Raw genomic sequence first — 26,496 nt, 5'->3', positions numbered from 1 at the left:
GCATCCTCACATCAGCGCCGGACACCAGCCCGATGCATACGGGCCCTATCGCATCTCGTCCGGCGCGGTCACACCGAGCACCGCGAGGCCAGCGGCGAGCGTGCTCCGAAGAGCTTCGACGAGCGCCAGCCGGGCCCACGTCGACTTTCGATCGGTTGCATTAACAAACCGTAATTGCGGCAAGTCTTTGCCCTTGTTCCAGAAACTATGAAGCGCCGAGGCCAGCTCGTACAGATGGAAGGCGATCCGATGCGGTTCGTGTGCCACGGCGGCTGATTCGAGAACCCGCGGATACTGGGCGATGAGGCGCATCATCTCGATCTCTCCCGCATCCGTCAGGAGCCCGAGATCGGCCTCGCGCAGGAGGGCCGCGGGGGACAGATCCGTATCGGGAAATGCCTCGCGCGCCTGCCGCTGCACCGAACGCACCCGGGCGTGCGCGTACTGGACGTAGAAGACCGGGTTGTCCTTCGACTGCTCGACCACTTTGGCGAGGTCGAAATCCAGGGTCGCGTCGTTCTTGCGATACAGCATCATGAAGCGGATCGCGTCGCGCCCGACCTCGTCGATCACGTCGCGCAAGGTCACGAACTCGCCGGACCGTTTCGACATCTTCACCGGCTCGCCTGCGCGCAACAGCCGCACCAGCTGGCAGAGCTTGACGTCGAGCGTCGCCTTGCCGTCGCTCACAGCCTTCACGGCCGCCTGCATGCGCTTCACGTAGCCGCCGTGGTCGGCACCGAGGACGTCGATCAGCTCGGTGGCGCCCGCCAGGTACTTCGCCCGGTGATACGCGATGTCGGAGGCGAAATACGTGTAGGACCCGTCAGACTTCAAAAGCGGCCGATCGCTATCGTCGCCGAACTCCCGGGTGCGGAACAGCGTCTGCTCGCGATCCTCCCAATCTTCGGGGAGCTGCCCCTTGGGCGGCGGCAGGCGGCCCTCGTAGACGAGCCCCCGCTGGCGCAGTTCTTCGAGCAGCGTCTTCACGGCCCCGCTGTCCTGCAGCGTCCGCTCAGAGAAGAACACGTCGTGCCGGATCCCGATCGCGGCCAGGTCGGCACGGATCATGTCCATCATCATGGCGAGGGCAGTCTCGCGGACCACCGGCAGCCACTCCGCCTCGGACCTGTCGAGAAGCGCCCGTCCGTGCGTCTCCGCCAGCCGGCCACCGACGGGCTTGAGGTAATCCCCCGGATAGAGCCCTTCGGCGATGGCAAAGGGCTCGCCCAAAGCCTCGCGGTATCGCTGGAAGGCGGAGCGGGCGAGCACGTCGACCTGAACGCCCGCATCGTTGATGTAGTACTCGCGCGTCACCTGCCGCCCCGCCGCGACCAGCAGGTTGCACAGGGCGTCGCCGAACACGGCCCCGCGGCCGTGGCCCACATGCATGGGACCGGTCGGATTGGCCGAGACATACTCGACGTTGATCGGTCCGCCGGAAAGGCGCGCGCGTCCGAACGCCTCGGGTTCGGCGAGAGCGCTGCGCAGCACGTCGTGGAGAATCTTCGGGTCGAGCCGGAGGTTGATGAAGCCGGGTCCTGCGACACGCGCCTCGGCGATGCGCGGATCGGTGCCCAGCTCCGCCGCCAGGGCCTCGCCGAGGGCCTTCGGGTTCGTCCGCGCCTCCTTGGCGAGAACGAGGGCCGCGTTGGTGGCGAGGTCGCCGTGCGAGGGGTCGCGCGGCGGCTCGACGACGACGCGGCCGAGGTCGAGGCCCCCGGGCAACTGGCCGGCGCGCGTCAGGGCCTCCACGGCCTCGCGCACACGCGCCTCGAACAGGGCGAAGATGTTCATCGGTCTCGGTCTCGCTCGCGCGGGGGTCTCGTCGCCTGGCCTGTCCGACCTGCGCCCGCCCGGGCCGTCTAGCAAGGCGCCGAAGGGGTGTCACGACGCCGGTGGGACGGCTTCGTCTCCGGACTGGGCGGATCGCGCGCGCCCCGTCATCCAGGGCGGCGAATACCGATTCGGCAGAGCGCGCCTTGCCTCCCGACGGTCAAGACGATGTCCTCGCCCAAGATCGCGGCATTCCCGATCGTGGAGGAGACCGATGAGAGCTTTGACGATGGCCGGCACGGCGCTCTGTGCCCTGATGATCGCGGCTCCGACCGCGGAGGCCCGCGGCTTCCGCGGCGGCGGGTTCCACGGCGGCGGCTTCCACGGCGGCGGCTTCCACGGCGGTTTCCGTGGCGGCGGCTTCGGCTATCGGGGCGGATATTACGGCCGCGGTTTCGGCTACCGTTACGGCTACGGGCGGGGCTTCGGCTATGGACTCGCGGGAGCGGGGATCGGGCTGGGCCTCGGCCTGGCGGCGAGCAGCCTCTACGGCGGATACGGCTACGGCGGCTATGGGTATGGTGGCTACGGCGGCTACGGGTATGGCTACGGCTACCCGGCGGCATACGGCTCCTACGGATACGGCTATCCCGCCTACTACGGTGGCTACACCTACGGCTGCGGCTGCTGATCGCCGCGTCCCCTCGCCGATCCGACATGTGCGGCGAGGGGCTACGGGCAGACGGCACCTCCGTGCTTACGGCTCCGTAAGCGGCAGGCCGCGGCTGGGCAGCTCCCAGTGCAGGTCCGGCGTCGCCGCGTACAGCTTGCGGTGCGCCAGGACCGCGTAGGTGTCGGTCATGCCGGCGATATAGTCGGCGACCCTGCGGGCCAATCGTGCCTGCGAGGCGTCGTCGAGGCCGGCGCTCCACTCCTCCGGCATCCGCGTCGGGTCGGCGGTGAAGGCGGCGAACAGGTCGTTGACGATCGACTCGGCCTTCTTGCGCACGGCCACCACGCCCGGATGCCGGTACATCCGCTTCCACAGGAAGCCCATGATCTCCGCGTCGGCGGCCGCGATGGCCGGCGAGAATGCGATGACCGGCGCCTCCGCGTGGCGAATGTCCTCGACGTTCGCAGGATCGAGAGCCGCGATCCGGCGGCTGCCCTCGCGAATGACGTCCTCGACGAAGCGCGTGATCACACGCCGCGCCAGCTCGTGAACCACGCGGGACGCTTCGAGGCCCGGGTGGAGCCGGTCGATCTCGTCCAGGAGTTCGGCCAAAAACGGCACGGCGCGCAACTCGGGGATGTCGAACAGGCCGGCCCGAAGGCCATCGTCCAGGTCGTGCGCGGCGTACGCGATGTCGTCGGCGAGAGAGGCCGCCTGAGCTTCGGGGCCGGCTTGGCTCCAGAGGTCCAGCGGGTTGAGCGCGTCGTACTCGAGGATCGCGGCCGGGATGCCGCGGGCGGCGTAGCGCGGCGTCGGCTGCCCGCCGGACGTCAGCAGCGGTCCGTTGTGCTTGACCAGCCCTTCCAAGGTCTCCCAGGCGAGATTCAATCCGTCGAAGCCGGCGTAACGCCGCTCCAGACGTGTCACGATCCGCAGGGCCTGCGCGTTGTGGTCGAAGCCGCCGTGGCCCGCCATGCAGGCGTCCAGCGCGTCCTCGCCGGTATGGCCGAAGCAGGTGTGTCCGAGGTCGTGGCTGAGGGCCAGCGCCTCGGCGAGATCCTCATCGAGGCCCAGAGCCCGGGCCAGCGCCCGGCCGATCTGACTGACTTCGAGGGTGTGGGTGAGGCGGGTGCGGTAGTGATCGCCCTCGTGATGCACGAAGACCTGGGTCTTGTGCTTCAGCCTCCGGAACGCCGTCGAGTGGATGATGCGGTCCCGGTCGCGCTGGAAGTCGCTGCGCGTCGGCGAGCCCGCCTCGGCGATCAGCCGCCCGCGAGTGCGGCCCGGATCCGTGGCGTAGGGTGCGCGCCAGCGCTCGCCGTTAGGCCGCACGAGGTCCGACCGTCATCGCCTGCACCCCGTACATGAGTCCTCCTCGCCCGGCGCGTTGCAGCGCGGGCTCGCGCCCCATATCTTGTGGGCCGTAGCGCCCGGGACAACGGCCGGGCTGCGCCGTCCACCGAACACTGCGTGGCCAGAGACCCATGGCTGACATCACCCTCACCGACCGCGCGGCCAAGCGCATCAACGAGATCATGGTGTCCGAGCCGCCGGGCTCGTCCCTGCGCATCAGCGTTAACGGCGGCGGCTGCTCCGGCTTCTCATACGCGTTCGACATCACCCGCAGCCGGGAGGCTCAGGACATCGCGATCGAACGCGACGGCGCGACGGTGATCGTCGATCCCGTCTCGCTGGAATACATGAGCGGCTCGACCATCGATTTCGTGAACGACCTGATCGGGCAGTCCTTCAAGATTGAGAACCCGCTGGCCACGGCCTCCTGCGGCTGCGGCACCTCCTTCTCGCTCTGACGGAAGCGACGGCGCCGGATTCCGGCGCGGCGCCGTTGCCCCCGTACGACACACGATCCCGCTCGGAGGCTCAACCCTCCGCGCGCGATTGCCTCTCCGATGAAAACGCGGCACGCCTACCGGGTTTCCTCGAGAGCCCTGGTCCGGACCCCGCCATGATCCATCCGAAGGCCCGCTTCCGCCTCCGGCCGGCCCTGGCGGCGACGGGTTTGCTCGCGTTGCTCGGCCTCGCCGCGGCCCCGCCCCCCCTCGCCGCGCAGGAGGGCGCCGCCGCCGTCCAGGACGTCACGGTGACGGATGTGGTCGTGCCGCTCGGTGGCACGCTGCTCAAGGCGCCGAAGCTGACCGCGAGCGGCACCCGCCTCTCCAAGGACGATCTCGCCGCGATCCTCCGCCCCGACTCCCCCGTGCCGTGGGAAGCGCGCCTGGCACGGCTCGACGCTGGGAGCCTGACGATCCCGGTCCTCACCTCCGAGAATGTCGGATCCGGCGACAATCGCCAGATCGTCACCTACCGCGACGTGGTCGCCCGCGATGTCCGGGCCGGACGCGTGGGCGAACTCACGGCGGCGGGCGCGACCGTCAGTGCCGTCGCGGGACCGAACCGCGGCTCCGGGACGTACGGTCAGGTGCGGGCGACCGATCTCGACCTCGCGGCGCTGAGCCGCCTCTACACGGTCCCGGGCGACGGGAAGGGCCCGGTCCAGCGGGTCTACGGGACGATCCAGGTCTCGGATGTCACCTACGCGGACGCGCGGGGAACCACCGTGAAGATCGCGCGGCTGAACGGCCGTGACCTCGGCGGCCGTCAGGTGCCCGATGGCTGGAACGGCGCCTTCGAGATCGTCGCCGCAGGCTTCCAGGACGGGACGGACCGGCGGCCCTTCGCCGCGGCCGCCGCCGACCTGATCGAGGCGACCTCGTTGGGAAGCCTGGAGATGCAGGGCTTCAGCGTGAGCGATTCCGATCCGAAGGGCCCCGTGCTGTTCGAGATCGGCCGCGCCGCCTACACGTCGTCGGGATCGGAGGCTGGCACGACGCTGGACGACCTATCGCTGTCGCGCGGAAGTCTGCGCGCCCATATCGGGCGGCTGGCGCTGGTCGGGACGTCGCTGGCTCCTACGGTCGCGGGTTTGCAGGCCATCGCCAGTGAGCCCACTCCGGGTGCTGGCCTCTCCGACGTGGACATGCGCCGGCTCGCGCCGAAGCTCGGCAATTTCACCCTCAGCGACCTGTCGGTCGAGCTACCGCCGGACTCGGAGCCGGCAGCATCCGCGCCCCGGGAGGGACGGACCCCGATCCGCGCTCCGGGGCTGGAAGGAAGCCGGCCCGGTGCGGGGAAGTCGACGGACGGGAAGCCGGCCGAGGTCAAGGCCGGCGATCCCCTCGCCGTCACGGTCGCGCCGCATCAGCCGCGCCGGATCGCCCTGCGCGAGGCCGCGCTCGCCTTCGGTCCGCTCACCGACGGCGTTCCGAGCACGAGCCATCTCAGCCTTTCCGGCCTTCGCATGCCCGCGGATCTGCTGGCCGGCGCACCGATCGTCGGCGCCCTGCCGGCCTACGGCTACAGGGATCTGGACTTCGATGTCGTGGCAGACGCCACGCTGGACGAGAAGGCGCGCGACCTGTCGCTGCGGGAGATCACCGTCACGGGACGTGATATCGGCACGGTCCGGCTGGCGGGCACCCTGGGCGGGATCGGCCCCGAGCTGTTCTCCGGCACGCTCCCGGCGGCGACGATGCTGATGTTCTCGGGCAGCGCCAAGACACTCGACCTGACCGTGGAGAATGCCGGCCTGTTCGAGCGCTTCCTCGCCGCGCAGGCGAAGGATCTCAGCCTCAAGCCGGACGAGCTGCGCAAGGAGTACGTCACCGCGAGCCTGCTCGGCGTTCCGATCATCCTCGGCAACAGCGCCGCCGCCAAGGGGATCGGGGCGGCGATGGGTCAGTTCGTGATGAAACCCGGCAAGCTGATGGTCCACGCCAAGGCCAAGGAGCCCGCCGGTATCGGATTCATCGATCTCGGCGCATCACGCTCGCCAGCCGCCGTGCTCGACCGGCTGGACGTGGAGGCCAAGGCGAACTGAGCGGCGGAACCTTGGGTGCGATGGGTTTGCGGTTTTCGCGGCAGCTCGCGGATGAATTCCAGCCTTCCGACCGGCACCCTCATCCCGGGGTGCCGGAGCGCAGCGCAGGCCTCGAAGGAGGCCTTCAGGGATCGCGCGGCTGGCTGGAGGCCTTCGAGGCCCGCTGACGCGGGCACCTTGGGATGAGGGGATTGGGCGGGATCACCCGATCAGCTCGCCGAGCGGAAATGTCGAATCCGTGTCAACGTTGGGCGCGCTTCGCCGCGCCGAGCTGGTGTCGGTCTCGACGACCCCCGTTTTGGATTGGAGTGCTGCTCCGGTGATCGTCACTCGCCTCTCCAAGATCGTCCTGATCGCCGCCCTGGCGCTGACCTGCACGCTGGTGGTGTTCGGAAACGTCGTCGATCCGGCGACCAATCTCAGCTTCGTGCGCCACGTCCTGTCGATGGACACCGTGCTTCCGGATTCCGGGATCACCGACCGCTCGATCACCAATCCCGAGCTCCAGCAGGCCGCATTTTACCTGATCGTCGCCGGGGAGGCGCTGACCGCCCTGCTCCTGTGGATCGGCGCGGCGCTGATGCTCGCGCGGCTCAAGGCGCCCGTTACGGGCTTCGCGCGGGCGAAGGGCTGGGCCATCGCCGGCCTCAGCGTCGGATTCCTCGTGTGGCAGGCGGGCTTCCTGGGCATCGGCGGCGAGTGGTTCGGCATGTGGATGTCGAAGACGTGGAACGGGCAGGAATCCGCCTTCCGCTTCGCCATGACGGTGCTGGGCGTCCTGATCTACGTCGCCCTGCCTGAGTCCGAGGCGCCTCGCCCGAGATCCGGCCCCTAGGAAGCCGGCTTGCGCTCGTCCGCTCGACTGCACCGCTACAGCGCGATGATCTCGGGATGGCGCGCTGCCAGCATCGTCCGGGTGGCCTCCGCCCAGGCGCGGTCGCGCGCCTTCCGATCCCGCTCCAGGGGCACGTCCGCGACGAGGCGGGCCGGCCGGCGCGAGAGCAGCAGAAGCCTGTCAGCGATCCCGATGGCTTCCGCAACGTTGTGCGTCACCATCAGGACGCTCATGCCGGCCTGATCCACGATGTCGACCACGAGGCCGCGCAATTCGGCGGCGGCAGCGTCGTCGAGGGACACGAACGGCTCGTCGAGGACCAAGACCCGTGGCCCATCGGCGAGCGCCCGCGCCAAAGCGACCCGGCGCTGCATCCCAAGGGACAGCACCTTCGGATAGCTGGTCCGCCACGCCGTCAGCCCGAGGCGCTCGAACAGCTCGTCGAGGTCGCGCCCGCGCCGCGCCCGCGGCAGCCCGAGGCGGACGTTGTGCTCGACGCTGCGCCATGGCAGCAGCCTGGGCTCCTGGAACACCATGCCGGCCTGCTCCGCACCGGACACCCGGCCCTCGAAATCGGGGTCCAGGCCGAGCAATGTCCGCAACGTCGTGGTCTTCCCGGCGCCCGAGGGACCGATCAGGCAGACGATCTCGCCCGCCCCGACCGTGAAGGCGAGGTCGCTGACTGCCTCCACGGGCTCGGCACCGCGGGGGCGATACCATTTCGAGTCGATGGCGACTCGGAGGACGGGCTCAGCGCCAGCGGCGGACATGGGCCTCGAGCCGTTGCAGGAGAAGGACGTCGATGCCGATCATCACGGCCATGAAGACGAGGCTGTAGCCGATGATCGCGGCCACGTCGGTGCTCTGGACGAAGTAGTAGTTGATCGCGAACCCCACGCCGTCGGGGCGGCCGAGCAGCTCCACCACCAGCACGATCTTCCAGGCGAGGGACAGGCCGGAACGCGCGGCCGTCACCACATAGGGCTGGAGCTGCGGGATCAGGACATCGCGAATCCAGGTGCGGCGGTCGAGCCGATAAGCGCGCGCCATCTCGTCGAGCTGCGGATCGAGGTTGCGGGCACCCTCGCGGACGATCACCGCGACGTTGGGAAGCTTGTTGAGCACGACCGCGAGGATCGCCGCCGTCTCTGTGAGGCCGACCCAGACATAGGCCAGCACGGTGATCACCAGGGCCGGCGTGTTGAGGAGGACCAGGAGCGGCGTGTCGAGGGCGAGATCCGCGGCCTTCGAGCGCCCCAATGCGACACCGAGCGCCACGCCCAGCGCCATCGCGATCGCGAAGGAGACGGCCACCCGGAGCAGCGTCACGCCGACATTGTGGGCGAGGTCGCCGCGCTCGGCCTCCTGCGCGATAAAGCGCAGCACCGCCAGGGGCGGCGGCAGCAGGCGCGAGCCGGCCTCCAGCGCGGCAGCCTGCCACGCGGCGATCAGGACCACCAGCGACGCGATGCGGGTCAGCGCGCCCATGCGGTCCGGGCGTTCCACATCACCGTCGCGCCGGGCTGCCGGGCGGCCGCCTCAACCATTGCGGTCGCTGTCATAGTAAAGGTCGGGTGGCAGCCCGTTCCCTTTCCCGACGAGCCGCGTCCCGCCGAGCCGCGCCATCACGGCGTAGAGTTTCTCCGCGTCGGCCCGCTCCTCGGCCACCGGACGGCGCGGAATACCCGCCAGGAAGTCGCGCTTCAGCGCCTCGAAGGTGGCGTCGTCCTCGGCCGCCATCAGGGGGCGCACGATCTGCCAGGTTGTCGGATCCTGCGCCAGCATGTCCTTGGCGGCGCGCGAGGCCCGGGCGAAACCCGCCACCGCGGCCGGCTTCTCTTTCACGGTGGTGTCCTGGAACAGGTAGCCGATCAGTGCGACGTCGCCGGTGACGCCCAGCGCGTGCATGATATCCTCGGCCCCGACGAGGCGGCGGTACTTCTTGGCTTCCAGGCGCGCGCAGTAGGTCCAGTAGGTCAGCGCCGCGTCAAGGGCGCCCTGTTCCAGCTTCAGCGTGATGAGCGGGGGCGCGCCGTAGGCGATCTCGGCGGCGTGCTCGAGATCGATTCCAGCGGCATCCTTGGCCTGGGCTTTGAGGAGCAGCCAGTTCTTGTCGAGGGGGCCCCCGGCCACGCCGAGGCGCTTGCCGTCGAGATCCTTCAGGGACTTCACCGGGCTGTCGGCCGGCACCATCACGGCGCCCTCCGAGGTCGAGTAGGGGATTAACCGCACCGCCTGCCCGTCATTGCCGAGCCGGGCCGCCCAAAGCAGGTCACCCACGATCGTGTCGACCTGATTGCCGATGAAGCTGATCCGCGCGGCATCGTTGCCGGCAAGCTTGACGGCGTCGAGCTGAAACCCGTTGGCCGTATCGAGCCCACGGGCCTTGATGACCGCAGCCTCCCAGGTCGAGGTGCCGAAGGGCAGGCTTCCGAGCCGCACGGTCGGGACGTCGGCGCGCGCCGCCCGCAGCCCGAGGCCGCCGATCACACTTCCGGCGAGCATCGCGCGCCGTGACAGCATCACGCCTTCTCCCATCGTATTGCGCAGTCTTTGAGGACGACAGACTGGGGTTCGAGTCTGTTCCAGCGCCATTGGAAAATGGTCATAGGGCCCGCACCGGCCTCCGTCCATCGTGCGGAACACGCTTGCGCGCAACCTGCGTCAGCGGCACCCTCCACCGGACGCATTTTGACTGAGGCAGGACCATGAGTGAGCGACGCGAGGGCGTTCTGGACGACGCGACCGTGGAGGCGCGGCTCAAAGCCGAGCTGCCCGCGTGGCGCTTGGAGGACGGGTGGATCCGCCGGACCTACAAGACCGCCGGCTGGAAAAGCACACTGATGGTGATCAACACCGTGGGCCACCTCGCCGAGGCAGCGTGGCATCATCCCGACATCAGCGCGTCCTACGCCTGGGTCGAGGTCCGGCTGATGAACCACGCCGCGAAGGGCATCACCGACAAGGATTTCGCCCTCGCCCGGAAGATCGAGGAGGTCGTGTCCTGGCAGCCGGGCCAGGAGGGACAGGGGCTCGAGGGCACGCCGACCGATCCGCGCTTCGCCTACATCAAGTACGACAAGTAGCCCGCGGCATCCGGGCTGGGGCCGTCATTGCGGCGCCTTCACCCGGCGGCATTCGGTCTTGAGGTAGGCGGTCTTGCCGATCTCGTCGCGCCGCTCGGTCCGCGCGATGATCTCTTGCCAGCCGGTGGCGCAGCCGAGCTCGTTGGCGACCCTTACCTTGCGCACTTCCAGGGCCTGATCGTCCGTGCAGGCGTCCTGCGCGAGACCGTTGGCGCAGACCAGCACGACGGCAATGAAGGCGTTCATGGGAGGCGTTCCTCGTTCCAGCCCTGCCTTACGCGCCAGAACGCTCGAGGTTTCCGGAGGCGCATCGCGGCCAGTGCGGAGGATGTCCACGGTCGGCCCGTCCCGAGGGGGGAAAGGACGGGCCGACCGCTTCTCGCGGCGTCCGGGGACGCCGCGATCGCGAAAGCGTGACGCTCACACGCTGTGGGTTGCCGCAACGCCACTGCCCGGCCGGATCCGGTAGCAGCCGACATAGAGGGCGGGCAGGAAAAGCAGCGTCAGGACGGTGGCGGCGAGGATGCCGCCGATCATCGCGAAGGCCATCGGCCCCCAGAACACCTCCCGGGCAATCGGGATCAGACCCAGGCTCGCCGCAGCGGCCGTCAGAAGGATGGGGCGCATCCGATGGTGCGTCGCCTCGAACACGGCGTCCCAGGGTTTCATGCCCTCCGCCCGGAACTCCTCGATCTGGCTCACGAGGATTACCGCGTTGCGGATGATGATCCCGACCAGCGCCAAGATGCCCAGGATCGCGACGAAGCCCATCGGCTTGTCGAACAGGAGCAGGGTCGGCACGACGCCGATCAGGCCGAGCGGAGCGACCGTGAAGACCAGCAGCATCCGCCCGAAGCTCTGGAGCTGCATCATCAGCAGGACCGCCATGGCCAGCAGCATCACCGGGACGACCGCCGCGATCGGGCCCTGACCCTTGGCGGATTCCTCCACGGCCCCGCCGGTCTGCAGGGTATAGCCCTCGGGCAGCGCCTTGACGAAGGCGTCTATGCCGGGCTGCAGGGCCGTCACGATGGTGGCCGGCTGGGTCGCGTCGCGGATCGTCGCCCGTACCGTCACGGTCGGCAGCCGGTCGCGGCGCCAGACGATCGGCTGCTCGAGGTCGTAGCCGATCCGCGCGAAGGCCAGGAGCGGCACCACGGAGCCGTTGGCGAGCCCGACCTGGAGCGACTGGAGCGTGTCCAGCGAGGACCGTTCGGCCGCCCGCGCCCGGCCGACGACGTTCACGAGGTAGATCGAATCGCGCACCTGGGTGATCGCCTGGCCGCCCTCGATCCCGTTGAGGATGCCGGCCACGTCCTGGCTGGTGACGCCGAGCTGGCGAGCCTTGTCCTGCAGGATCTCGACCCTCAGCACCTTGCCGGGCTCGTTCCAGTCGAAGGTCGGGACGTCGAGGCGCTTATCCGCGGCGACCACGTTGGCGAGGTCGAGGGCGAGGCGTCGCACCGTCTCCATGCGGGGTCCGCTGAGCCGGTACTGCACCGGTCGGCCGACGGGCGGACCGAGGCTGAGCGGCTGGACCAGCACATCGGTCCCGACGAACTCGCGCAGGCCGACATGCTGGAGCCGCGCGATCACCCGGTCGCGCACCTCCAGGGACTTGGTGACGATGACGATCTGCCCGAAGAAAGCGTTGGCGAGTTGCTGGTCGAGCGGCAGGTAGAACCGCACCGCCCCCTGGCCGACATAGGACGACCAGCTCGAGACGTCCGGATCATCCTTCAGCCTGGCCTCGAACCGATCCATCTGCGCCCGGGTCTCGGCGATGGTGGCGTTCTGCGGCAGGGTCAGATCGACCAGCACCTCGGACCGGTCCGAGGACGGGAAGAACTGCTGCTGCACGTGGCCCATGCCGATGATCGCCACGCCCATCGCGCCCAGGCACAATGCCACGGTCGTCCACCGCCAGCGCATCGCCACCCGGAGCGCGGCGAGGAACAGGCGCGTGAAGATCCCGCGCTTCTCCGTGTGATGCCTCATGGTCTTCGGGAGCAGCGTCACGCCGATCAGCGGTGCGAACAGGACCGCGACGATCCAGGACACCAGCAGGGCGGCGGCGATCACCACGAACAGCGAGTAGGTATACTCGCCCGCGCCGGACCCGTTGAAGCCGATAGGCAGGAAACCCGCCACGGTCACGAGGGTCCCCGTGAGCATCGGGAAGGCGGTGGACGTGTAGGCGTAGGTCGCGGCCTTCCGCAGCGTGTCGCCGCGTTCCAGCCGCGCGACCATCATCTCGACCGTGATCATGGCATCGTCGACCAGGAGGCCGAGCGCGATGATCAGAGCGCCGAGCGAGATGCGCTGCAGCGTCACGTCCATGACCTGCATGATCACGAAGACGATCGCCAGCACCAGCGGGATCGACACCGAGACCACGAGCCCGGCGCGGACGCCGAGGCTGACGAAGCTGACGGCCAGCACGATGATCACCGCCTCGACCAGCGCCTCAGTGAAGCCGCCGACCGCGTGCTCCACCTGTTTCGGCTGGTCCGACACGAGGTGCACGCCGACGCCCACCGGCAGCGTGGCTTCGATCCGCCGCATGCGCGCCTTCAGGGCCTCCCCGAAATGCAGCAGGTTGGCACCGGGCCGCATCGCGATGGCGAGCCCGATGGCGGGCTTGCCGTCGACCCGGAACAGCGGCGCCGGCGGATCCTCGTAGCCGCGGCTGATCTCGGCGATGTCGGCGAGGCGGAAGAAGCGGTCGTTGACGCGCAGGTTGAAGTCCTGAAGCGAGGCCTCCGACGCGAAGGAGCCGCTGACCCGGAGCGAGACGCGCTCCGGCCCCGCCTGGACGACGCCGGAGGCCGAGACGGCATTCTGCGACTGGAGGGCTTTGATCAGCGCTTGGAAATCGATGCCGTATCCCGCGAGCTTGCGGGTGGAGAAATCCAGGTAGATCGCCTCCGCCTGCGTGCCGATCAGCTGCGTCTTGCCGATGTCCGGCACGCGCAGGACCTCGGTGCGGATCGACTCCACGTAATCGCGCAGCTGCCGGTGCGTGAGGCCGTCCGCCGTGAAGGCGTAGATGTTACCGTAGACGTCACCGAACTCGTCGTTGAAGAACGGACCCTGCACGCCCTCGGGGAACTGCCCCTTGATGTCGCCGAGGCGCTTGCGGACCTGATAGAAGGCCGGTTGCACCTCCGCCTTCTTCAGCGTGTCGCGGAACTGCACGAAGACCGTCGATGATCCCGGCGTGGTGTAGCTGCGGACGTAGTCGAGGCCGTTGAGCTGCTGGAGTTCCTTCTCGACGCGGTCGGTGACCTGATCGAGGGTGTCCTTGATGGTCGCGCCCGGCCACGTCGTCTGCACGACCATGGTCTTGATGGTGAAGGGCGGATCCTCCTCGCGGCCAAGCCGCGTGTAGGCCATCACGCCCGCGACCAGCGAGACGAGCATCAGGAACCAGACGAATGAGCGGTGCTCGAGCGCCCAGTCGGAAAGGTTGAAATCCTTCACGGGAGAACCTCGTCCGGCTGGCTCAGACGGCGTCGTCGGTCAGGCGCACGGCTTGGCCCTCGGTGAGGGCGTGGACGCCGGCGATCACGACCCTGTCGCCGGGTCGAAGCCCGGCCGTGACGGCGATGCGCTCACCCTCGTCGCTTCGGACCGCCGCGAGGGACACGTCGCGGCGCGTCACCGACCGGCCATCGGGGGAGACCACCCAGACCGAGCGGCGCTCACCGTCCTCGAGGAGCGCCGAGGCCGGCAGAAGGATCTGCGCCGGCACCGTCCGGGTCAGCGACACGTTGATGGTCGCACCGAGGCGAAAGGCCGGGTTTGGATCCGCGAGCGTGAGCCGGATCCGCTTCGAGCGCGTTCCGGATTCGGCGAGCGGCGCCACCTCGCGGATTCGGCCGCGCGCCGTCACGTCGGGCGCGCTCTGGAGGGCGACGGTGAAGATCCCGTCCGCCGGCATGGCGCCGACATGGGCTTCGGGGATGTCCACCACGGCCTCGCGGACGTCCGGCCGGGCGACGGTCACGACGCCCTGGCCCGCGCTCAGGACCTGTCCGACTTCGGCGAGGCGCTGCGTCACCACGCCGTCGAACTCGGCCTTCAGCTCGGTGTAACCCATCTGGTCACGGGCCTTCTGCAGGCTGGCGAGGGCCTGATCGACCCGCGCCCGGGCGGTCTCGCGCTTGGCCACGGCCTGGTCGAGGGTCGCCTGGGCGACGCTGTTCCCCGTCATCAATCGTCGCGTTCGCGCCTCGGCGGCCTCCGCGTTCTCGGCCTGGGCACGCGCATCGGCGAGGTCGGCCTCGGCCCGGGTCAGGTCGAAACGGGTGACGATGACGTCGAGGGCGGCGAGGCGCTGGCCCTTCTTGACGATGTCCCCGACCGTCACGTCGCGCGCGATCATCCGGCCGGGGATCTGGAAGCCGAGCTGCGCCTGGTAGCGCGGTTCGACGGTTCCGGCGAACGGGCCGAAGGTGATCGTATCGGTAGCCTCGGCCACGCGGGTGAGGACCGGGCGCACGACGCCGGCGTCCGATTGTTCGGTCTCGTCGCTCCGCTCGTGACAGCCGCCCAGGATCGAGACGAGGACGCCGGCCGTGATTAGGGACCGCACACTCATGGACGGTCTCCCAACTCGGTTGCCGCCACGATCTGCCCGGGCCGGAGGAACTGGATGCCCGCGACGACCACGCGCTCGCCCGGCTCCACGCCCTGCCTGATCGCGATGATGTCGGGGCCGAAGCGATCGATCTCGACGGCGCGGACCGACACGGTCCGCCGCGCCGGATCGTAGATCCAGACCGACGGGCGGCCGTCATAGCGGTACAGGGCGGACCAGGGCAGCTCGACGGCACTGTGAGGTGCGAAACGGCCGCGTCCCACGACGACGGCGCCGAGCCCCATGGCGGCCGGCGTCGAACGGAGGCCGATCTTCACCCGCACCGTACCGCTCGATGCGTCCACCGTCGGCGAGATCTCGCGCACCGTGCCGGTAGTGGCGACCGACGGATCGGCCTGCAGCGCGACCGCGACCGCATCGCCGTCCGGCGGCTGCGTCGTCAGGGATTCGTAGACGTTGAAGACGGCATCCCGCGGTCCGTCCTGGGCCACCACCAGAACCGTCTGGCCGGACTGCACCACCTGGCCGACTTCGAAGCTGCGGCTCGTGACGATCCCCGCGACCCCGGCGCGCAATTCCGTGTAGGAGAATTGTTCCTGCGCCGTGCCGAGTGCGGCTTTGGCCGAGTCGACGGCGGCTTGTGTGGTGCGCAGTTCCTGCTCCGCATTGTCGTAGGTCGAGCGCGTGGTGAACCCGCCGGACAGGAGCTGCTTCTGGCGCTCGAACGACATCTTGGCCTGGGTCAGCAGCGCCTCGGCGGAATTCAGCGCCGCCTTAGCGTTGTCGAGGTTGGCCCGTTGCGTCAGGGGTTCAAGGCTGGCCAGCACCTGATCGGCCTCGACATGGTCGCCGACCTCGACCCAGCGTTCGGCAACCTTGCCGTTCGTCCGGAAAGACACGTTGACCTGAGCCTGAGCCTGGATGTCGCCGGTCAACACCACGTCGAGCGCCATCGGCGAGCGTCTGGCCTCCACCACCCTGACCTGGGCCACGGTCCGGTCGAGGGCCGCTGGCTCGCCACGGGCGCACCCAATGCTGCCGAAGGCCGTTAACGCCAGTGCATACGTTATGGGTCGGAAGGCAAAAATGCGGATCATCCGATCGACCTTTTTGGCCGGGCTCGTGCAGACTGCATGGCTTGGTCCTATCCGATCCTTTACATACCGTCCAGTCGGTATTTAAGGTCGGCCAACGCAGGACAGGCAGGCGATGCGCGCGAAACGACAGCGGCTGGCCGAGCGGCCCGAGATCATCCTCGAAGCGGCGGCCGCAGTCCTCCTGAAGAGCGGGGCGCGGGGACTCACCATCGACGCGGTCGCGGCCGAGGCTAGCCTCAGCAAGGGCGGCGTTCTGCACCACTACGCGTCGAAGGAGGCCCTTGTCATGGCCCTGGTTGCCCGGAAGCTCGCCCAGCTTCGCGAGGAAATCGCCGTCTGCGAGGCGGAGATCCCGCAAGGCCCGTCGCGGCTTCCTCGGGCCATGGTGGCGCATGTCCGCGGCCATTACTGCGACGACGACGAATCTTCGCAGGCGCTTCTCCTCGCCTCGCTGGAATCGCCGGAGGCGCAGAAGGATTACAGGGCCTTCGTGGCCGAGCAGCTCGGCCGCCTCGGCGCCATTGAGGGAGCCTGTCCGGGGGAAGGTTCGGTACTCTTCTTCGCGATCCTGGGCCTGTTCATGGGACGAACCCTGGGCTTCCATCAGCTCGGGGATGCGGAGCTCACGCCGATGCTCGACGCCCTGGAGCGGATCGCCCGCCGGTTCGAAGGCGACTCCACTTGAGACTGCCGTTCGGCCGGTCGAGAGTCTGTTCGGAACAATCGGGACGCTGACAGGGATGCGCCGCCGGTGCGGGCCATGACGATCCCGGTGGGCGGACACAGGCTCGACCAGGCCGCCATCCGGGCAAGGGGACGGCGCCATGAAAAATTTCCGGTTCGTCGCACCGGTTTGGTCTCTTCCAGGGTTCTCAGGCGTTGTAGGCTTCGCCGCTCATCCAGTGCCCGTGCCGGTTCATGAACGAGCCCTCCGCGACATCATCTCCGGATCATCCGCGCACGATCGTTGCGCGCGCTCTGTATGATTCCGATCAGGCCGGAGACACGGACTTGCCCGCGTGGGACGATCTGGCCGTGAATTCGGCGCATGCGGATCTGCGTGAGCGCTATTTACGACGCGCCGACGCCCTCGTGGCGGGGCCGCTGGCGCGCTACTTCACCGATGCGGCGGCGCGATCCGCCGTCGAGGAAGAGTTGCGGGTGCTGCGGCGCCAGAGGATGGCGCCCGAGCGCGAGCGTGAGCTCCTCGCGGCGAACAACCGGATGCTTGCGCGGGCGGAAGCGGCCGAGGCGGCGCAGGGGATCGCCGAGGACGCCCTGGCGACGATGCGGCGCGAGAGGGATGTCGCCCGCGAGGCGGAAGCCTTCTGGCAGCAATTCGCCTTCGACGCCGACGATCTGGCGACGGACCGGCTTCTGGAGCAGACCGAGGCCCGGGCGGCGGCCGAGCGCGTGGCGATTCAGGAGCGGTGCCGCCGGGAGCGGGCTGAGGGCGCGCTTCGCCTTTTCGCCGATCGAGCGGAGGTCATGCCGAAGGAGGGTTGGGCCTCGGAGCTGGCCAAGGCCAACCGCGACATCCCGCTCTGGTGGTTCCATGCGGCCCGCGCCGCTCTAGAGCCGCCGGACTCGTCCAGCAGTACCTAGGCTTGCCGACGGCGCGCGGATCGCTGCCGTCTCCCGCTAGGCGATAGGACTTGTTCGCTCCCGCCGACAGCGGTCACGCAGCCGCGGGCTGCTTGGCGGTCGCGGGCGGATCGCGGAAGAGCGCCGTGCAGCCGGAGCCGCGATGCATGCTGAGGATCGACGCACGGTCGATCTCCGGATGGGTCTTCAGGACCCTCTGCACGCAGGCGAGGACGCGCTCATACTGGGCGGCGTCGTAATTCGGCTCTAGCGGACTTACGGCAATGTAGGTCTCGACCACGAGAACGCGCTCGGCCCGGTCATGGCCGACATCGACCGCGATCCAGGACGACTTGATCAGGCTGGTGCTGGCGAGCATGGACGTTCCTCGTTCAGCGTTGCTTCGCTCGGTCGACCCCGCGGGGCGACCATTTTGACGAAATCATGGACCGCACGGGCCCGAAAGCCAAGGGCCGCCGCGGGTGGTCCCGCGACTGCGCCCAGGCACCGCTGTTGAGTAGACCGGATTGTCAGCCTACGGTCAGGCGTTGAATGAGAACGATGCCACCGCTGGCGGGTACTCGCGTCCGACGAATGGCATGTGGTATACAAACTTCGAGACTCGTAACATCGAGGCCGAATGACGGTGTCGCGACACGACGAGACCGCGCTGTGACAGGGAGTGCAGACATGATCCGTCGGAGGATGGACAGCGCGGACTGTCGCGGAGCGGACCGGCGGTCGCTGCCTGCCGAAGGTGCCCCGCCGTTTCTCAGGGCGGCCTGAGCCGCCCCCCACAATCCCGAACCCCGTCCTCCAACACCGAGACCGATCATGACCAAGGCCCTCGAAGGCGTCCGCATCCTGGACTTCACCCATGTCCAATCCGGCCCGACCTGCACCCAGCTCCTGGCTTGGTTCGGCGCGGACGTGATCAAGGTCGAGCGGCCGGGGGTCGGTGACGCCACGCGTCAGCAGCTTCAGGACATTCCGGAGGTGGACAGCCTCTATTTCACGATGCTGAATCACAACAAGCGCTCGATCACGCTCGATTCCAAGAATGCCAAGGGCAAGGAGGTGCTCTGGCGCCTCATCAAGGAATGCGACGTCCTGGTCGAGAACTTCGCCCCCGGAGCGCTGGCCCGCATGGGTCTGACCTGGGAGAAGATCCACGAGGCCAACCCGCGGATGATCCTGGCCTCCGTGAAGGGCTTCGGTCCCGGCCGCTACGAGGATTGCAAGGTCTACGAGAACGTCGCCCAGTGCGCTGGCGGTTCGGCCTCGACCACCGGCTTCCGGGACGGCATCCCGATGGTGACCGGCGCGCAGATCGGCGATTCCGGAACCGGCCTGCACCTCGCCCTCGGCATCGTCACCGCCCTCTACCACCGCACGCAGTCCGGCCTCGGCCAGAGGGTGGACTGCGCCATGCAGGACGGCGTGCTCAACCTGTGCCGCGTCAAGCTGCGCGACCAGCAGCGCCTCGAGCACGGTCCGCTGAAGGAGTACAGCCAGTTCGGCGAGGGCATCCCGTTCGGTGAGGCAACGCCGCGCGCGGGCAACGATTCCGGCGGCGGCCAGCCGGGGCGCATCCTGCGCTGCAAGGGCTGGGAGCAGGATCCCAACGCCTACATTTACGTCATCACCCAGGCGGCGGTCTGGGAGCCGATCTGCGACATCATCGGCGAGCCCGACTGGAAGAACGACCCGAACTACGCGACTCCGAAGGCCCGCCTGCCGCATCTCAATGAGATCTTCACGCGCATCGAAGCCTGGACGATGAAGGTGTCCAAGTTCGAGGTGATGGACACCCTCAACAAGCACGACATCCCGTGCGGCCCGATCCTGTCGATGAAGGAGATCGCCGAGGACGAGGCCCTGCGGAAGACCGGCACTATCGTCGAGGTCGATCATCCGACCCGCGGCAAGTACCTGACGGTGGGCAACCCCATCAAGCTCTCGGCCAGCCCGAGCGACGTCAAGCGCTCGCCGCTTCTGGGTGAGCACACGGACGAGATCCTCCGCCAGGTCCTGGGTTACTCCGAGGCGGAAGTCGGCGAGATCGCGGAATCCGGCGCCATCGGGGTGGTGCAGAAGATCGCCGCCGAGTGATCTGAACGGACGGGCGCGGTGGGGTCAGCGGACCTCGCCGCGCCTTGACCGCCTTCGGGCGGCCGTCGAAGCATAGAGCCGCCCTCGTTCCGCGGCGACGCGACCGGATTCTCCGAGCGCGCCGCTCCGATCATCGCCGGCATCGCGTCGGCCCACGCCCAGGAGATTGCATGCGCATCGCCTTCATCGGACAGCAGGATTTCGGCAAGGCGGTCCTGGAGGCGTTCCTGAAGCGCGGCGACGAGGTCGCGGGCGTCTTCTGCGCCCCGGAGAAGCCGGGAGCCAAGCCGGACGTCCTTAAGACGGCTGCCGAGGAGAAGGGCCTGCAGGTCTTCCAGTTTCCGAGCCTCAAGAGCCCGGAAGCGGAGAGCGCGATGCGCGGCCTCGAAGCCGATATCGGCATCATGGCCTACGTTCTGCAATTCGCGCCGCAGAGCTTCGTCAACATCCCGAAGCACGGGACGATCCAGTACCACCCGAGCCTGCTGCCGCGCTATCGGGGTCCGTCCTCGATCAACTGGCCCATCGCCAAGGGTGAGTTGCAGACGGGCCTCACGATCTTCCGTCCGACCGACGGCCTGGATGAGGGTCCGGTCATCCTTCAGAAGACCTGCCCGATCGGCGCCGACGCGACGCTCGGCGACATTTATTTCGAGAATCTCTTCCCGATGGGCGTCGACGCGATGCTGGAGGCAGCCGACCTCGTCGTCGCTGGCCAGCATGTCGAGATCGATCAGGATGAGGACGCCGCGACCTACGAGGGCTGGTTCCGCGCGGCCGAAGCCGAGATCCGCTGGTCGGCGCATGCCGAGCAGATCTACAATCTGATCCGCGCCGCCAACCCGGCCCCCGGCGCCTGGACGACGGTGGACGGAAAGAAGCTGCAGATCTTCGACTCCAGCCTGAATCCGGTGCGCCGCCTGTCCGACGTGAAGGGCAAGCCCGGCGAGGTGATCGCGGTCGATGAGGACGGCTTCAGCGTCTGCGCCCAGGGCGGCCAAGTCCTGATCCGAAAGGTCAAGCCGGAGGGCGGCAAGAAGGTATCGGCGGCCGATTATGCGCGCGAGAGCGGCCTCTCGGTCGGTCAGGTGCTCGGTCGTTAGGACGCCGCGTTCAGCCCATATCCGCGGAAGCGCTCCACCGTGGCGGCGATCTCGTGATCGGACAGGACGGTGGGCGCCCCCACTTGGAGCGCCACGGCATATTGCTGACACAGGGTCTCGAGCTCGACGGCGAGCCAGAGAGCCTTCTCCAGGGTGACGCCGGCCGCGATCATCCCGTGGTTGCCCAAGAGGCAAACGTTGCGGTCGGCAAGGGCCGCGAGGGCGACTTCAGATAGCTCGGCTGTCCCGTAGGGCGCGTAGGGCGCGCAGCGCACGGTCGGGCCGCCGAAGGCCGCGATCATGTAGTGCACCGCCGGGATACTCCGTCCGCACATCGCGAAAGCGGTGCAGTAGACCGGGTGCGCATGGACCACGGCGCCGATCTCGGGCCGGTGGGCCAGGATATCACGGTGGAAACGCCATTCCGATGACGGCTTCTGGCCGGGCGGATGCGAGCCGTCGAACCCGAGCGGAACCACATCGGTCGTTTGCATGCGCTGCGTGGGCAAGCCCGACGGCGTGATCAGAAGCCCATCGCGGAAGCGCTGCGAGACGTTACCCGAGGTGCCTCGGTTCAGCCCCTGCGCGTCCAACTCCCGCGCCGCCGCCACGACGCTCTCCCGTGCGCTGCGCTCGTCCGTGTCCATGCCCGCCTCCGGAAGTCAGGGTCCGGGGTTATGCACGAAGCCCGGCGCCGTAAAGGCGGCGCCGGGCTGATCCGCGTCACGCTGCGGCTGTTACTGGGCGAGGGCCGGCGCGAGGCTCACCTCGGGCTTCTTGGTGTAGGCCGCCCGCATCGGCTTCAGCACGAAGAGTGCCAGGAGCGCCGCCACGATGTTGAGGGCGGCGGCCGCCAGGAACACCGCGTGCCAGCTTCCGGTCATCGTGGTGAGCACGCTGGTGTAGGGCACGATCAGCGCAGCCGTTCCTTTGGCCGTGTAGAGCAGGCCGGCATTCGTGGCGGCGTATTTCGACCCGAAGGTATCACCGCAGGTCGCCGGGAACAGCGAGTAGATCTCGCCCCAGGCGAAGAACACGAGGCCTGTCAGCAGCACGAAGGCGATCGGGTTGTCGCCGAACTGGCTGAGCGCGTAGATGCCTACGCCTTCGATCGCGAAGGAGAGGAACATCGTGTTCTCCCGGCCGATATGGTCGGAGACCCAGCCGAAGAACGGACGCGTCACGCCGTTGAGCACCCGGTCGAGCGTCGCCGCGAAGGTCAGCGCCGGCAGGGTGATGCCCAGGAGCGAGACCGGCACGTCGGCGATCTTGAAGTCCTTGGCGATCGGGCCGAGCTGCGCGGTGGCCATCAGACCGCCGGCCGCCATCATCACGAACATGGCGTACATCACCCAGAAGATCGGCGTGCGCACCATTTCACCGGGCTTGTAGTCGCGCTTCGACTGGCTGACGCGGGCGACCTGCGGGACCTGGCCCTTGGCCGGCGCACGCAGGAACAGGGCGAGCAGCATCACGATGACGCCCTGGCCGATGCCGAAGTAGAAGAAGGCCGCCTCGTAGCCCTGCGACTTGATCATCGCCTGGATCGGCACGACCGTCAGCGCCGAGCCGGCGCCGAAGCCCATGGCGGTGATGCCGGCGGCCAGGCCGCGGCGGTCCGGGAACCATTTCAGCGAATTGCCGACACAGGTGCCGTAGACGGCGCCCGCACCCGTGCCGCCGATCGCGGCCGCGATGTACAGGACCGTGAGCGAGTCGGCGTAGGAGTTGATCACCCAGGCGATGGCGCAGAGCAGGCCGCCGAACAGGGTGACGATGCGCGGGCCGTATTTGTCGACGAACCAGCCCTCGATCGGCACCAGCCAGGTTTCGGTGACGACAAAGAGCGTGAACGCCACTTGGATCGCCGCGCGATCCCAGCCGTGCCGCTCCTGCATCGGGTTCACGAAGAAGGTCCAGCCGTACTGCATGTTGGCAATCATGCACATGCAGACGACGCCGAAGGCGAGTTGCAGCCAACGGCCGCGCCCCACCGGTTTGAGGATCTCGGACATACGCTTCCCTCCTAGGACGTGTTCTTTTCGGATCTTGTATTCAGTTACCCTATGCCCTGCCGGGGGCCTTAATGGCAGGACGAACTGGGAGCCGTTCTTGAAAAAATTCTTGGCCGCTAGACAAATTTCGTCTGCAACATTGCGGCATCCGTGAACCGAAGCAGCGTCGGATATTTGATGGTCGACGGTATGCCAGCAGAATGGTGCTGATGCCCGGGTCGGGTGTCAATGGAACCTGCAGAAAAATACATGACCGGCGGTGGGGATTAAGCCCAGTCGCCGTACGTGCCACCTTGCGCCCCCTTTCCGGACGTGCCGTCCGCCGACCTTTTGCGGGATAAGGCCCGGCTCTTGTCACAGGTCTGTGGGGTCCGCCCGCGATTGACTAGGATCTGGCTAAGGTTTGGGTTAGTTCGCTTGAGAGCGCACGACAGAGAATGCGTGCGGGAAATCATACGTGTGAGCCGACTGGACGAGGGATGTCGAACTCCGAACCGTTGAGCGTGAAGCCGATCGTCGCCAGCTCCAGTCTCCGGACATTGGCCTACGAGGCGCTCAAGACGGCCATCACCAACATGGACATCTACGGGCGTCCGGAGGAGGTGCGGCTCGACGAGCGTAAGCTGTCCCAGGATCTGGGCGTCAGCCGCACCCCGGTGCGCGAGGCGCTGACGGTCCTTGAGCAGGAGGGCTTTGTCCGGTCGGAGGCGCGGCGCGGCGTCTTCGTCATCAAGAAAAACAAGCGCGAGATCGTCAGCATGATCCACGCCTGGACGGCGCTGGAAAGCATGGCGGCCCGCCTTGCCTGCACACGCGCCACAGACGGGCAGCTCCGATCCCTGCGCGAGTCATTCCCGGAGTTCTACGAAGGTCAGCCGTCCGAACACATGGACGAGTACTCGGACGCGAACATCCGCTTTCATCAACGGATCATCGCCCTCGGCCACTGCGAGGCGATCGCCGACCTGACCAGCAACCTGCTGATGCATGTCCGCGGGATCCGCAGCACGGCGCTCCGGCAGGGGGACCGGGCGGAGCGGTCGATCCGAGAGCACGTCGCCATCATCGCGGCGCTGGAAGCGCGCGACGCCGACTTGGCGGAACGGCTGGTGCGCGAGCACGGCCTGGGCCTGGCCCGCCACGTCGATACCTACGGGGATTATCTCGACTGATTCCGGAGCGGATCCGGTCATGCCCGAGACCACGCGTGCAGTCGGTCGACACAGACCGTTACGACTCGGATGCGATCTCCCAGTCGACTGAGGGCTGCGTCATGTCCCGCAACTGACGGATCTTACCTCAGGCGCGGACAGGCTGGGTCGGCAGATCCTACTCCGCGCGAGTTCGATGCGCGCGCACTTAAACCGATGTCTTGGCGAGGCCGTTGGCGTCTCTGCTCGTAGGGCATTGACCACTTCGCGGGTCGGCCGGACTGACCGAGGTCCCGGGGCATTATCACGGTTAGCCGGATCTGACGCTGGCCGACCCGAAAAGCCGCTGGCGCTCTCCGATCGCTTACCTCGGACGCTTGCACTGCAATATTACGCAGGCGTCGCGCGAGCGTGCACGATATGTCGTGTAGCGCATGAGAACAGCGCCTTCCCGGTCCCTAACGATCCAGATGTGACGTCACATGCATAGCTCGCATGATCGGTATTCGATATCTGGCATACCAGTTTGCGAAGCAACATGGCATCTGTCGCATCGCAACATACAGAGGCAGCGCGCCTCTCACGGAGTGCCACCGATGTTCGCCAGCTTCCTCGTGATTTTCGTCGCTTTCGCCGTCTGCCAAGCGCTCCTGACGGTCAAGTATGCGGACTTCCTGAGCCCGGCCTCCGACGTCGGCGCGACCACGGTGCAGGCCGCGCGCGGAGTCAGCACCGCCAAGCTCGCTTGATGCGGCTACGCTGCACGGTCACGGCGCGGAATGCGTAGGGTTAACGCTTTCCTCAAAATTCCTGGCTATGGTCAACGTATCGTTGACCATGCGGGCCAGGAGCGACCGTGTTGGCTCTCGGCGCTACATCGCGCTTTTCCGACGGCCCCTACGTTCTGCTGATCTCGGATCGGCCGTCTGAACGCGCGGCCCTTGAACGCGCCATCGCGCTGGTGATGAACTGCCGGGGTCTTGCCGCTGACGGATCTGTACCCAAGGAGCGCCCGCACCTCGTCATCCTGGACCTGCCGCCAACCCAGGCCGCGAAGCTGGAGCCGGTTCTGAGCCAGCGGGGGCCGCCCGTGCCGCGGCTCGTGCTGGTTCGCGGAGAACCTGCACCGGCCGCGCCGCACCTGCGTCAGCTTCCAGCCGCCGCGCCCCGACAGGTCGTTCTGGCGAATGTCTTCGCCATGATCGAGGAGGCGACGCGCTCGGTCGAGCTGCGGCAGCGCCGGCTCGTGGAGCGTGTCACCGGCGCGACCGCCATCGTCGCGGAGCTATTCGACAGCGCGGCCCTCGGTGGCGGCCTCCAGCAGGCCGACGTGGAACGCGGCACCGAGCTCGTGCTCTCCGCTGTGTCGGAGGTCGGCATTCTGACATGGCTCGCGGAAGTCTGGCGCCATGACATCGGCGTGTATCAGCACACCCTTGGCGTCGCCGGCCACGCCGCAACCTTCGGGGCTCAGATCGGCCTGAGCCGCAACGACCTCCGGCTGCTCGTCCGCGCCGCCCTCCTGCACGATATCGGCAAGTCGCGCATCCCCGTCGAGATCCTGAACAAGCCAGGCCCCCTCACCCCCGAGGAGTTCCGGCTGATGCAGCGCCATCCCGAGATCGGCGCCGACCTGCTGCGCGGCCAGGGCGACTTCGAGGATGCGGTGGTCGACGTGGTGCGGCACCACCATGAACGGCTCGACGGCAAGGGCTACCCGGACCGCCTCGCTGGATCAGCGATCAAGGATCTCGTCCGGATCGTGTCGATCTGCGACGTATTCTCGGCGCTGACGGAGCGCCGGACGTACCGGCAACCCGCCACCGCGGCGGAAGCGCTCGCGATCATGACCGACAGCACCGGCCACCTCGACTCCGACCTGCTACGCGTCTTCGCGCCGGCGATGCTCCGGGGCGAAGCTCTGGCGGCCTGACCGCGGGGTGGCGTTGCGGACGCGCCACGCCCTCGCCGGATCGTTCGCGCCGCCTGGGGCTGCCGCGCTTTCGCCACAGCCGGCCCCGACGCAAACCCGCAAGCCCACAGCGCCCAAGCCGGACCGTGCCGAAACTTCAGCTCACCCTCGCCGCCACCCTGACGCTCGCTCTCGCCGGCTGCGGCGGGCTCTCCTTCGGCCCCGAGCCGACGGCAGAGACCGTCACCCACGCCGCGGTCCTCGACGAAGTCGCGGCGGCGGCGGCAATCTCCGCTTACCGCGTCCAGAACGGTCTGAGCCCGGTCGTCGTCGACCCCACCCTGGTCAAGGCAGCCGCCTTCCAGGCTGGAAACAACGCCCGTCAGGGTCAGCTCAGCCACGAGATCGGCGGAAGCTTTACGTCGCGCATGAACGCCATCGGACTGGCGCGATCCTACGCGGCCGAGAACCTCAGTGCCGGCTCCGAAACCCTGGAGCAGGTGCTCGCCCGCTGGAAGGCCAGCCCCGAGCACAACAAGAATATGCTGCTCCCCCAGATCCGGCGGATCGGCATCGCTCGCGTGGACGCGCCGGGCACTCGCTACAAGCGCTTCTGGGCGCTGGTGATGGCCGGGGCCTGACCGGCCTGTC

At 68.0% G+C, this 26,496-nt stretch carries 25 protein-coding genes; 13 read left to right on the top strand and 12 right to left on the bottom strand.

What is annotated here, in order from left to right; translation table 11 throughout:
* Window positions 1-45 precede the first annotated feature (45 nt).
* Window positions 46-1,797, bottom strand: a complete 1,752-nt coding sequence (argS, locus tag ACLBX9_RS01335) for an arginine--tRNA ligase (protein WP_447717634.1) — start codon at window positions 1,795-1,797, stop codon at window positions 46-48.
* A gap of 253 nt (window positions 1,798-2,050) precedes the next feature.
* Here argS and ACLBX9_RS01330 point away from each other — a divergent pair, with 253 nt between their 5' ends.
* A complete protein-coding gene (locus ACLBX9_RS01330; protein ID WP_447717633.1) occupies window positions 2,051-2,467 on the top strand; it encodes a hypothetical protein in 417 nt (138 codons plus the stop codon).
* A 66-nt stretch (window positions 2,468-2,533) separates the two neighbouring features.
* Here the strand turns inward: ACLBX9_RS01330 and ACLBX9_RS01325 are convergent, their stop codons facing one another.
* A complete protein-coding gene (locus ACLBX9_RS01325; protein WP_010682577.1) occupies window positions 2,534-3,781 on the bottom strand; it encodes a deoxyguanosinetriphosphate triphosphohydrolase in 1,248 nt (415 codons plus the stop codon).
* 152 nt (window positions 3,782-3,933) lie between these two features.
* On the opposite strand from ACLBX9_RS01325, the gene ACLBX9_RS01320 reads away from it, so the two are divergent.
* The 3 genes from ACLBX9_RS01320 (at window position 3,934) to ACLBX9_RS01310 (ending at window position 7,182) form a co-directional block, all read left to right on the top strand.
* The gene (locus tag ACLBX9_RS01320) at window positions 3,934-4,260 is read left to right on the top strand and encodes a HesB/IscA family protein (protein WP_447717632.1); all 327 of its coding nucleotides are present in this window, start codon (window positions 3,934-3,936) and stop codon (window positions 4,258-4,260) included.
* 155 nt (window positions 4,261-4,415) lie between these two features.
* Window positions 4,416-6,347, top strand: a complete 1,932-nt coding sequence (locus ACLBX9_RS01315) for a hypothetical protein (RefSeq protein ID WP_447717631.1) — start codon at window positions 4,416-4,418, stop codon at window positions 6,345-6,347.
* 319 nt (window positions 6,348-6,666) lie between these two features.
* Window positions 6,667-7,182 carry a DUF2165 family protein gene (locus ACLBX9_RS01310; RefSeq protein WP_447717630.1) on the top strand — a complete coding sequence of 172 codons (516 nt, stop codon included), beginning with the start codon at window positions 6,667-6,669 and terminating at the stop codon, window positions 7,180-7,182.
* 35 nt (window positions 7,183-7,217) lie between these two features.
* Here ACLBX9_RS01310 and ACLBX9_RS01305 read toward each other — a convergent pair whose 3' ends face one another.
* Genes ACLBX9_RS01305 through ACLBX9_RS01295 form a run of 3 tightly spaced genes read right to left on the bottom strand, consistent with a single transcriptional unit; the run spans window position 7,218 to window position 9,705 of the window.
* Entirely contained in the window at window positions 7,218-7,952 is a 735-nt protein-coding gene (locus tag ACLBX9_RS01305) for an ABC transporter ATP-binding protein (protein WP_447717629.1), read from the bottom strand.
* Entirely contained in the window at window positions 7,933-8,670 is a 738-nt protein-coding gene (locus tag ACLBX9_RS01300) for an ABC transporter permease (RefSeq protein WP_447717628.1), read from the bottom strand. Before ACLBX9_RS01300 ends, ACLBX9_RS01305 begins: the two co-directional genes overlap by 20 nt.
* A 51-nt stretch (window positions 8,671-8,721) precedes the next feature.
* Entirely contained in the window at window positions 8,722-9,705 is a 984-nt protein-coding gene (locus ACLBX9_RS01295; protein ID WP_447717627.1) for an ABC transporter substrate-binding protein, read from the bottom strand.
* A gap of 185 nt (window positions 9,706-9,890) precedes the next feature.
* Between ACLBX9_RS01295 and ACLBX9_RS01290 the strand changes: the two genes are divergently transcribed.
* Window positions 9,891-10,268 (top strand): 4a-hydroxytetrahydrobiopterin dehydratase, encoded by a 378-nt coding sequence (locus ACLBX9_RS01290; RefSeq protein WP_447717626.1) that lies wholly within the window; start codon window positions 9,891-9,893, stop codon window positions 10,266-10,268.
* A 24-nt stretch (window positions 10,269-10,292) separates the two neighbouring features.
* On the opposite strand, the gene ACLBX9_RS01285 is transcribed toward ACLBX9_RS01290, so the two are convergent.
* The 4 genes from ACLBX9_RS01285 to ACLBX9_RS01270 form a co-directional block, all read right to left on the bottom strand.
* Window positions 10,293-10,514, bottom strand: a complete 222-nt coding sequence (locus ACLBX9_RS01285; protein WP_447717625.1) for a hypothetical protein — start codon at window positions 10,512-10,514, stop codon at window positions 10,293-10,295.
* Between the two features lie 174 nt (window positions 10,515-10,688).
* Window positions 10,689-13,751 (bottom strand): efflux RND transporter permease subunit, encoded by a 3,063-nt coding sequence (locus ACLBX9_RS01280; protein WP_447717624.1) that lies wholly within the window; start codon window positions 13,749-13,751, stop codon window positions 10,689-10,691.
* Window positions 13,752-13,773: 22 nt separating this feature from the next.
* Entirely contained in the window at window positions 13,774-14,871 is a 1,098-nt protein-coding gene (locus ACLBX9_RS01275) for an efflux RND transporter periplasmic adaptor subunit (RefSeq protein WP_447717623.1), read from the bottom strand.
* The gene (locus ACLBX9_RS01270) at window positions 14,868-15,968 is read right to left on the bottom strand and encodes an efflux RND transporter periplasmic adaptor subunit (RefSeq protein ID WP_447717622.1); all 1,101 of its coding nucleotides are present in this window, start codon (window positions 15,966-15,968) and stop codon (window positions 14,868-14,870) included. Before ACLBX9_RS01270 ends, ACLBX9_RS01275 begins: the two co-directional genes overlap by 4 nt.
* Window positions 15,969-16,080: 112 nt before the next feature.
* Between ACLBX9_RS01270 and ACLBX9_RS01265 the strand changes: the two genes are divergently transcribed.
* The gene (locus ACLBX9_RS01265; RefSeq protein WP_447717621.1) at window positions 16,081-16,653 is read left to right on the top strand and encodes a TetR/AcrR family transcriptional regulator; all 573 of its coding nucleotides are present in this window, start codon (window positions 16,081-16,083) and stop codon (window positions 16,651-16,653) included.
* 326 nt (window positions 16,654-16,979) lie between these two features.
* Window positions 16,980-17,573 carry a hypothetical protein gene (locus ACLBX9_RS01260; protein ID WP_244625660.1) on the top strand — a complete coding sequence of 198 codons (594 nt, stop codon included), beginning with the start codon at window positions 16,980-16,982 and terminating at the stop codon, window positions 17,571-17,573.
* Window positions 17,574-17,646: 73 nt separating this feature from the next.
* Here the strand turns inward: ACLBX9_RS01260 and ACLBX9_RS01255 are convergent, their stop codons facing one another.
* Window positions 17,647-17,931 (bottom strand): hypothetical protein, encoded by a 285-nt coding sequence (locus ACLBX9_RS01255; RefSeq protein WP_010682592.1) that lies wholly within the window; start codon window positions 17,929-17,931, stop codon window positions 17,647-17,649.
* Window positions 17,932-18,386: 455 nt separating this feature from the next.
* Here ACLBX9_RS01255 and frc point away from each other — a divergent pair, with 455 nt between their 5' ends.
* Together frc and ACLBX9_RS01245 are read left to right on the top strand one after the other, a co-directional pair.
* Entirely contained in the window at window positions 18,387-19,664 is a 1,278-nt protein-coding gene (gene frc / locus ACLBX9_RS01250; RefSeq protein WP_010682593.1) for a formyl-CoA transferase, read from the top strand.
* Window positions 19,665-19,834: 170 nt separating this feature from the next.
* A complete protein-coding gene (locus ACLBX9_RS01245; RefSeq protein ID WP_447717620.1) occupies window positions 19,835-20,767 on the top strand; it encodes a methionyl-tRNA formyltransferase in 933 nt (310 codons plus the stop codon).
* On the opposite strand, the gene ACLBX9_RS01240 is transcribed toward ACLBX9_RS01245, so the two are convergent.
* Together ACLBX9_RS01240 and oxlT are read right to left on the bottom strand one after the other, a co-directional pair.
* A complete protein-coding gene (locus ACLBX9_RS01240; protein ID WP_447717619.1) occupies window positions 20,764-21,414 on the bottom strand; it encodes a class II aldolase/adducin family protein in 651 nt (216 codons plus the stop codon). The genes ACLBX9_RS01245 and ACLBX9_RS01240 overlap by 4 nt on opposite strands.
* A 90-nt stretch (window positions 21,415-21,504) precedes the next feature.
* Window positions 21,505-22,782, bottom strand: a complete 1,278-nt coding sequence (gene oxlT / locus ACLBX9_RS01235) for an oxalate/formate MFS antiporter (protein WP_010682596.1) — start codon at window positions 22,780-22,782, stop codon at window positions 21,505-21,507.
* A 479-nt stretch (window positions 22,783-23,261) separates the two neighbouring features.
* Between oxlT and ACLBX9_RS01230 the strand changes: the two genes are divergently transcribed.
* The 4 genes from ACLBX9_RS01230 (at window position 23,262) to ACLBX9_RS01215 (ending at window position 26,486) form a co-directional block, all read left to right on the top strand.
* Window positions 23,262-23,954: a GntR family transcriptional regulator gene (locus tag ACLBX9_RS01230; RefSeq protein WP_039892329.1), complete on the top strand. Its 693-nt coding sequence runs from the start codon at window positions 23,262-23,264 to the stop codon at window positions 23,952-23,954.
* 575 nt (window positions 23,955-24,529) lie between these two features.
* Window positions 24,530-24,682: a hypothetical protein gene (locus tag ACLBX9_RS01225; protein ID WP_010682598.1), complete on the top strand. Its 153-nt coding sequence runs from the start codon at window positions 24,530-24,532 to the stop codon at window positions 24,680-24,682.
* A 110-nt stretch (window positions 24,683-24,792) separates the two neighbouring features.
* The gene (locus tag ACLBX9_RS01220; RefSeq protein WP_010682599.1) at window positions 24,793-25,866 is read left to right on the top strand and encodes an HD-GYP domain-containing protein; all 1,074 of its coding nucleotides are present in this window, start codon (window positions 24,793-24,795) and stop codon (window positions 25,864-25,866) included.
* 125 nt (window positions 25,867-25,991) lie between these two features.
* On the top strand, window positions 25,992-26,486 hold the full coding sequence (locus tag ACLBX9_RS01215) for a CAP domain-containing protein (RefSeq protein WP_010682600.1): 495 nt from the start codon (window positions 25,992-25,994) through the stop codon (window positions 26,484-26,486).
* Window positions 26,487-26,496 lie beyond the last annotated feature (10 nt).

It is taken from the genome of Methylobacterium sp. A49B (assembly GCF_053346215.1).
Note: the sequence above shows the minus strand (reverse complement) of the source record. Positions and strands in the feature narration are given on the sequence as shown.

Coding starts and splice junctions, on each gene's coding strand:
- ACLBX9_RS01290 (WP_447717626.1), top strand. CDS start 9,891: ATGAGTGAGCGACGCGAGGGCGTTCTGGACGACGCGACCGTGGAGGCG.
- ACLBX9_RS01295 (WP_447717627.1), bottom strand. CDS start 9,705: ATGCTGTCACGGCGCGCGATGCTCGCCGGAAGTGTGATCGGCGGCCTC.
- ACLBX9_RS01285 (WP_447717625.1), bottom strand. CDS start 10,514: ATGAACGCCTTCATTGCCGTCGTGCTGGTCTGCGCCAACGGTCTCGCG.
- ACLBX9_RS01225 (WP_010682598.1), top strand. CDS start 24,530: ATGTTCGCCAGCTTCCTCGTGATTTTCGTCGCTTTCGCCGTCTGCCAA.
- oxlT (WP_010682596.1), bottom strand. CDS start 22,782: ATGTCCGAGATCCTCAAACCGGTGGGGCGCGGCCGTTGGCTGCAACTC.
- ACLBX9_RS01255 (WP_010682592.1), bottom strand. CDS start 17,931: ATGCTCGCCAGCACCAGCCTGATCAAGTCGTCCTGGATCGCGGTCGAT.
- ACLBX9_RS01300 (WP_447717628.1), bottom strand. CDS start 8,670: ATGGGCGCGCTGACCCGCATCGCGTCGCTGGTGGTCCTGATCGCCGCG.
- ACLBX9_RS01305 (WP_447717629.1), bottom strand. CDS start 7,952: ATGTCCGCCGCTGGCGCTGAGCCCGTCCTCCGAGTCGCCATCGACTCG.
- frc (WP_010682593.1), top strand. CDS start 18,387: ATGACCAAGGCCCTCGAAGGCGTCCGCATCCTGGACTTCACCCATGTC.
- ACLBX9_RS01330 (WP_447717633.1), top strand. CDS start 2,051: ATGAGAGCTTTGACGATGGCCGGCACGGCGCTCTGTGCCCTGATGATC.
- ACLBX9_RS01240 (WP_447717619.1), bottom strand. CDS start 21,414: ATGGACACGGACGAGCGCAGCGCACGGGAGAGCGTCGTGGCGGCGGCG.
- ACLBX9_RS01275 (WP_447717623.1), bottom strand. CDS start 14,871: ATGAGTGTGCGGTCCCTAATCACGGCCGGCGTCCTCGTCTCGATCCTG.
- ACLBX9_RS01270 (WP_447717622.1), bottom strand. CDS start 15,968: ATGATCCGCATTTTTGCCTTCCGACCCATAACGTATGCACTGGCGTTA.
- argS (WP_447717634.1), bottom strand. CDS start 1,797: ATGAACATCTTCGCCCTGTTCGAGGCGCGTGTGCGCGAGGCCGTGGAG.
- ACLBX9_RS01265 (WP_447717621.1), top strand. CDS start 16,081: ATGCGCGCGAAACGACAGCGGCTGGCCGAGCGGCCCGAGATCATCCTC.
- ACLBX9_RS01230 (WP_039892329.1), top strand. CDS start 23,262: ATGTCGAACTCCGAACCGTTGAGCGTGAAGCCGATCGTCGCCAGCTCC.
- ACLBX9_RS01320 (WP_447717632.1), top strand. CDS start 3,934: ATGGCTGACATCACCCTCACCGACCGCGCGGCCAAGCGCATCAACGAG.
- ACLBX9_RS01245 (WP_447717620.1), top strand. CDS start 19,835: ATGCGCATCGCCTTCATCGGACAGCAGGATTTCGGCAAGGCGGTCCTG.
- ACLBX9_RS01315 (WP_447717631.1), top strand. CDS start 4,416: ATGATCCATCCGAAGGCCCGCTTCCGCCTCCGGCCGGCCCTGGCGGCG.